General features: G+C 67.1%; 6 protein-coding genes. 1 reads left to right on the top strand and 5 read right to left on the bottom strand.

Annotation, left to right across the window (positions count from 1 at the left end):
• Positions 1-626: 626 nt before the first annotated feature.
• The 3 genes from KI385_RS43770 to KI385_RS43760 all read right to left on the bottom strand — a co-directional run bounded on the left by KI385_RS43770 (position 627) and on the right by KI385_RS43760 (position 3362).
• A complete protein-coding gene (locus tag KI385_RS43770) occupies positions 627-1202 on the bottom strand; it encodes a transcriptional regulator (RefSeq protein ID WP_238570182.1) in 576 nt (191 codons plus the stop codon).
• Between the two features lie 256 nt (positions 1203-1458).
• Positions 1459-3015 carry a helix-turn-helix domain-containing protein gene (locus KI385_RS43765; protein ID WP_238570183.1) on the bottom strand — a complete coding sequence of 519 codons (1557 nt, stop codon included), beginning with the start codon at positions 3013-3015 and terminating at the stop codon, positions 1459-1461.
• A 14-nt stretch (positions 3016-3029) separates the two neighbouring features.
• Positions 3030-3362 carry a hypothetical protein gene (locus KI385_RS43760; protein ID WP_238570184.1) on the bottom strand — a complete coding sequence of 111 codons (333 nt, stop codon included), beginning with the start codon at positions 3360-3362 and terminating at the stop codon, positions 3030-3032.
• Between the two features lie 274 nt (positions 3363-3636).
• Here KI385_RS43760 and KI385_RS43755 point away from each other — a divergent pair, with 274 nt between their 5' ends.
• Positions 3637-4233, top strand: a complete 597-nt coding sequence (locus tag KI385_RS43755; protein WP_238570185.1) for a 2'-5' RNA ligase family protein — start codon at positions 3637-3639, stop codon at positions 4231-4233.
• A gap of 234 nt (positions 4234-4467) precedes the next feature.
• Here KI385_RS43755 and KI385_RS43750 read toward each other — a convergent pair whose 3' ends face one another.
• Positions 4468-4653, bottom strand: a complete 186-nt coding sequence (locus KI385_RS43750; protein ID WP_238577500.1) for a hypothetical protein — start codon at positions 4651-4653, stop codon at positions 4468-4470.
• Positions 4654-5476: 823 nt separating this feature from the next.
• On the bottom strand, positions 5477-6481 hold the full coding sequence (locus KI385_RS43745) for a MerR family transcriptional regulator (protein ID WP_238577499.1): 1005 nt from the start codon (positions 6479-6481) through the stop codon (positions 5477-5479).
• Positions 6482-6486 lie beyond the last annotated feature (5 nt).

Raw genomic sequence — 6486 nt, 5'->3', positions numbered from 1 at the left:
GCGCGCCGCTACGCGGCGGGAGATTCGCCGCGCTCCGCGCGGCGCACCGGCGGCTCCGCCGCCGGATGCAGCCAACTCCGTTGGCTGCGGCACGAATTGCTCCGCAATTCGGCCTAACGGAATTCGCTCCGCGAATTCCTGGGGCTGGCTACGGGGTTGAGGGTCGGCCACTTTCGGCTTTCCATAGATTCTCTGATGGTCCGTCAAAATAATTTCAGGGATTCTGGAGTTTCCCTTAACTATTGTTCCCGCCATCACTCCGTTGAATTTGTGAAAAGCCTCCCCTGTAGGGAAGTTCAAGACTGCGAATGGCCCGGTCCCAGTGCTGGCGCCGCCGCCCCGCCTCATCGTGTGACGCCATCAGCTAATGGGCTGTGAGATCGGCCCAATGATCTCCCTGACGGGCGTAGGAAGTGCAGGGGTGGGAGGTGCTGCCACAGGCGCTCCAGGGCGAGGAAGGCTCGGCCGTACGGGAGAACGGCATCGGGCAGGTGGCGGCGAGCCCACGTACTGGGAACCGTGGTGCGTTCAGGAGATGATGGAGCGGGCTGTTCCCGGTCGCACGGGTTCTGCTGATATGTGGTCAGACCTGAGATGCGCAGCCGACTTTGTAGCCTGCCATACCGTCAGGCCGCGAACCCGATGTTGGTGACGTACTCGTACTGGCCCCACTGGGAGCCGAGGTCGACGACGGCGTCGTTGACCCATGCGTCATCGAGGGATGCATCGTCCCCCTTGGCCCAGGCCTCGACGATGCGGTCCCAGCGGCGGACGTTGAGCGTACGGAACTCGACCACGCGCTGGAGCGGCCTGGACACCTGGGACTGGTTGAGCGGGTGGAACTCCACTCGAGTACCGCGGCCTTCGCGGTTGAGGCGGGCGATCAGGTAGCGGGCGACGTTGTGCCGACGCACCGTGAGATAGGCGGTCTCGATCTTTTCGAGGTTCTTTTTCGACGGGCGGCGCTTGCCTTCCATCCAGGCTTTGATCGTGCGGTCGGTGACCGTCAGGCCGGCGGCGCGGGCGGCGGCGCGGGCGTGGTCGGTGCGGGTGAGGTAGCGCAGCCGGGCCATCAGGCCTCGCCGGGTGGTAATGGGGGTGGTGATGTAGCCGGCGAGTGCATCGAGTTGGCGGGCGACGGCGGCGTGTCCCTTGATGCCGCGCGCGCCGTATTTGCCGAATTCGATGGTGTGCTCCGGCATCCGGTGCTCTCCTTCTTTTCGCCTCATTATTCGACGCGGTCCAGGGGCGCGATCCTCCCCGGTAAATTCGCGTTAGTACTCGCCAAGTATACTCAGAAGTAAGCCTTCATGGCGCTAGATAGAAAACACTAAGGTCCGTTAGAAGGGCGAACGCATTCACTCAGTTGCAGGGAAGAAGAATTCAATGAAATCCGCTCCCCGCTGTCCTTGATGCCGGTGGCGCCGGACTTCCCGAAGTCGATGTTCTTCTCCGGCATTACTCCTGCTTCTCCCCCGTGATCGTGTGGGTGTTGGTGCCGGTGGTGTAGGTGTCCTTGACCTTGACCTCGGTAACACCGCGTCCTGCGGGGAAGACGCGGCGCCAGTCGCCGATGACGTGGAGTTCGTCGGTGCCCATCGCGCGGACGACGGCGAGGCCTTCGTCGTGGGCCTTGAAGGCCTTCATCCAGAGGTTGGCGAAGGCCTGGCTGCGGATGATGTGCATCCAGTCCGGGCGGTAGAGCTCCCGGTTGTAGTTCGACTCGCCCATCGTGGAGACGAACTTGGAGTACATCGCCTTCACGTACTCCAGTGTCACCTCGTCGTTCTTGGTGATCGCCGTGTCGCGGGCGTCCTTCAGGGCGACGCGGAACTTCTCCAGGAGGTTCTCGGTGGCTCCGGATGTGTACGACTCATGGATCTCCGGCGGCGCGCACAGCCCGTACTTCGGGCCGGACAGGCGCAGCAGGAGGCGCAGGGTGGGTTCGGTCACCCACAGCGGGCCGGGCTCGTCCCGGTTGCCGATCGGGTTGGGCAGTACCGCCTCGTGGTCCCAGGGGGGTGGGGTGATCAGGTGTACTCCGGCGCGGCGGCGGTCGTGGGCGGGGCCGGCGGAGTGTTCGAGTTGGCCGAGTGGGAGGTGGGTCTTGAGGGCGGAGAGGTAGGCGCCGTTGATGTCGAGTGCGGTCACCTCGTGGCTGCCGGGGGGGAGTTCGTGGCGGGTCCACTTGGGGCGGGCCTCCCAGATCTGGTCCGCGCCGCGGGAGGTCTGCTTCTTGAGGATGTCCGGGATCCAGGGGTGGGCGATGACGTCGTAGCGGGCGCCCTTGCGGGTTTCGTCCAGTAGTCGCATCGCGTCGGGGATCGCCTTCTTCAACAAGGCTGTGGTGGCCGTGTCGACGTCGCCCTGGTGCTCGGCGAGCGCGTCTTGAACCGTTTGGTGGATCAGGTCGGCCGGGCCGGACGGTTTCTGGAAGGCGCGCCGGGCCGGCTCCTTGGCACGCTCTACCGGACGTGTCGTGCGTGAGGGCTGGTTCGGGGTTTGTCGTGTGGGCTGTTCGGAGGCAGGCGCAGGTGCCGTGGCCGTGGTGGGCCGGCAGTCGGCTGGGTCCAGGTGCTGGACGAACCCTGCCACCCGGTGGTGGGCCGGACGGCCGCACAGCACACAGGGCTCGGCGGTGGTGAGGGCTTCTTCCTCATCGATGCTCTGGTTCTGGTTGAGATCCGGCGAAGGGGCGGCGGCTGCTGTGGTGGCGTCCGGTGCCGCGGGCTGTTCCGCAAGGGGCGTCGCCGCGGTCTGGGTCTGGGTCTCGGCGGCTAGTTTGGCGCTCAGACCGTCCAGCAGATACGCGTACTTGGTGCGTGTCTCGCCGACGGGCTCCCGGCCGCTTTCCCATCCGCCGACCGTGGACGGGCTCACGCCGAGGGCGCGGGCCACCTGTGCTTTGGACAGTCGCGCCCGCTCCCGCAGCTCCCGCCGGGCGTCAGGAGCCGGGAGGCCGGCGTGTGGGCCGACGGCGGCGAGCAGCGAGTCGATCGCGTCGAAGTCACTCACCGGGCCGCTCCCTTTCAGATGTAGGTGATGGGGTTGCGGGACAGATGCGGGCTGGGGGTGGGTTTGCCGACGCGGGGGTCGCCGTGCAGGAGGTCGCCTTCGAGGGCGTAGCGGTCGCCGCGCTTGGAGATTCCGGTGATCGTTGCGACGGCGAGAACGGTGCCCTCGGTGTTGATGATCTGCACCTCGTTTTGAGAGAGGGCCCGGTCGGCGTTGAACTTCCAGATGCCGCGGCCGGCTTCCCAGGCCTCGTGCTCGCTCATGCCGGGGCGCCAGCCGATGTCGGTCCGTCCCAGGCCGTCGTCCGCGTCTGCGGCGCGCTCGGCGCCGATCTGGATCTGAAGCACTCGCCCACCCCTCGAAGCAATACTTTTTTACTTGTTACAAAGTTGCCATGTGTGAGGTAACTTTGCAACAAGTTGCCAGAGGTGGCCGACCTGGCCTGGTCGGTGCTGGGGTTCGAGCAGGGCAGCGTGGTGTGCAGGACCGATCACCGGCCTCTACGCCGTCCCTACGGCACGGACCGGTGGGCGGTGCCGAGTGACAAGCCATGCCTTGGCGCGCGCGCCGTCGGGGAGGTTCTGGACGGTTTTTCGAGCCCCGGTTTGGGAGCATGGCCGTGTGAATGGAAATCCGGTCTTCGGCGGGGCCGAGCCGGTAGATGTGCTCGAGGTGGCGCCGACGGCCCGGACGGCGGTGGCGTGGCTGCCGCCGCGGAGGCTCTGGCCGGTGATTCAGGACATCCGCTGGGAGCACGATCCGCAGGTCCGGCGGTGGCCGCCGCATGTGAATCTGCTGTTCGGCTTCGTGCCGGAGGAGGCGTTCGCGCGGGCCGTGCCGCTGCTCTCCGCCGGGGCGGCGCAGAGCACGGCGTTCACGGCGCGCCTGGCCGGAGTGCGGTACTTCCGGCACCGGCGCTACGCGACGTTGTGGCTCGATCCGGCTGCGGCGGACTCGGCGCCGTGGGCCCGTCTCTACCGGGAGTTGGGGCTGCGGTTTCCCCTTTGCCGCGGGCGCGTCGGTGGCTTCACCCCGCATTTGTCTCTCGGTCGCACCCAGGACCCAAAGCGCTTGGCCGCCGAGTGTGCTGTCCGGCTCGGCGCGCTGTCGGCGGTGGTCGAGGAGGTGGTCTTGCTCTCCCGGCGCAGCGAGGGGCCCATGCGGCCCCGGGCCGTGATCGCACTGGGCACGGGCGAGGTCCGCCGACCGTTGGAGTGAAGGGGTGTCCGGACCGCCTGTGCGGTGACAAGGGGTACAGCTCGCGTCGGGACAGTAACTGGCCTGTGGCACTGAGCCTTGAGCGTGTGCCGACGAAGTTTGATCGGCGGCCCACTGAGCTCTTCGGCTGCAGTGCCGCTCGGCTAGGTCACCGGGGCGTGGTTGCTGCCCGCGAGAGGCGGCAACCGCCTGTCCGTCACAGCCCGCAGTGGCTTTTGTGCGGGCGGCTCAGGGTCACTTCGTGTCGTAGACGGCGTCTTCCCAGTCGACGCCGTACGAGCACTCGGCCTTGGCGTAGCCATAGCGCCAGGCGCTGGTGTTCCGCTGTCCGTCTACGCAGGTGATCGTGATTTGTACGTAGACGCCGGGGCGCTTTTGTGGGCCCGGCCGGCGCCGCCGGGCCCGTTGTTGTCGAACCACGTGCTGCAGTTGTCGGCGGCGGCCGTGGGGTCACGACAATGGCATCGGTTCCGGTTCCAGAGGTGGGTGCGGCAGTCGCGGACGGCGCGGTAACGAAGAGGCTGGTGGTGAGGCTGGTTGTGGCGGCCCGAAGGCAAGCAGCGTGCGTTCGCGGCTAACGATCCGGGTGGCAATAGACCAGGACAACTGGACGGTTCGCCTCGTCGTGGTGTTCTGCGGCGCAGGGGCTGCTGCTCTCGGCGCATGCATGGTCAGTGCTGCGCGGTAACCGAGGTCGAAGTGCGCGCAGTGGTGGATCGCGTGGCCGCCGCGAAAGAACGAGGCGTACGGCAGATCCCGTCCGGGCACGGACGATGGCGCAAGTGCAGTTGTTCGGGCAGCGGCCGAAGGTGAAGGATGTCCGGGCGCGGTTGGGCGCCCCGGTGGCCAACAAGCACGCACGGTGGCCAACTGGGGTGCTCAGTCACACAAGCTGAGACGTAGCGGCTCGGTTGGCCCTTTAGCGTCCGAGTTGGGCGGGCTGGGCGTCGCGGTTGGCCCGCCAGGTGGGGTGGGTACCTGGCCTGGGCATTTCGGGGTCGGGTCGGGTGGTGGGTGTTCTTTGAACGTCAGTTGAGGCGTGCTGGGATGACGACGTTCCGTGGCTATGGGCGCTGGAGCAGCACTTGGAAGTGGACGACCGTGGTCTCGTCGTCCGCTGCGGTGTTGGGGTGGTGCTGCGGAAGCCGGCCAGGAGGTTCGCTGTCTCCCTTCGGTGGATGGTGATATGTCTGGGATCGCTCCGCCCTGCGGGCCGCGTACGTGGCACCTCGGGAGAGGTCCGTCACTGTGCGTCGCGTAGCTGAAGAAGGTATGCCGCAGTCAGTGCAACGGCACGGTCTTCGTCGTGTGACAGTTCCACGAGGGCGCGTGACGCCGTCGTTCCTGGGACGGCGGCCAGCGCTTGGGCCAGCCGTCCGCGTGCAGGCGCTTCAGTGGTGTCGTGGGCGAGGTGGTCGACGAGCTTGGTCGCGATCTGATGCGCCGTTGCGGTGTCGCTCGCCAGCGCGTTCAGTGCATCGGCTGCATCGGTGTCGTTCTTTCCTTCGATGATCATGTCGATGAGGGTCGGGACCGCGTCGGCCACTCCGCGTGTCCCGAGTGCCAGAGCCGCATACCCGCGGACCACGACGTCGGTGTGCGCGAGAGCGTGCCGCAGTTGCGCGGTAGCCTCATCGCCGGGCATCTCGGCGAGGGATTGAACGGCACGTTCCCGCACCGCGGCCACCGGTGAGTCGAGGCCCTTCGCGAGCAGTGCCGGGCCGCCGTCGCCCGATCGCGCCAGCGCCCATCGAAGGGCTCCGGCGACGTTCGGCTCCGTCTCGCTCAGTACCGCCTCGACCAGGGCCTCCACCGGCACCGGAACCTCGTCGGCCGAGGAAAGGGCCGCGCGCTGGCGTGCGTCGGCGCTCTTTGACCCCAGTGCCTGGAGGAGCGCGACGACCTGGAGGACGTCCTTCCAGCCGGCGGGGTCCGCAGCATCGATCCGGCGCAGCCGCGTGAGCAGCTCGGTCTCGGCCGCGATGCGTTCGCGTGTCTGACGGATGAGGTCGCCGACGAGCGCCGAGGGCGTGAAGCTGGGATCGTCGAGTGCGCGCCCGATCTCACGCAGTGACAGCCCCAGTGACCGCAGGCTCTCGATGTGGAAGATGCGCCGGATGTCCTTTGCGGAGTACTCCCGATAACCGGAGCCCGTACGGCCCGAAGGCTGCACCAGATTGAGCGACTCGTAATGCCGGAGCATGCGGGCACTGACCCCGGACTGTCGCGCCACCTCACCGATCAACACGTCTT

The sequence above is a fragment of the Streptomyces inhibens genome, assembly GCF_022221585.1.
GTDB lineage: Bacteria > Actinomycetota > Actinomycetes > Streptomycetales > Streptomycetaceae > Streptomyces > Streptomyces inhibens.
Note: the sequence above shows the minus strand (reverse complement) of the source record. Positions and strands in the feature narration are given on the sequence as shown.

Coding starts and splice junctions, on each gene's coding strand:
- KI385_RS43770 (WP_238570182.1), bottom strand. CDS start 1,202: ATGCCGGAGCACACCATCGAATTCGGCAAATACGGCGCGCGCGGCATC.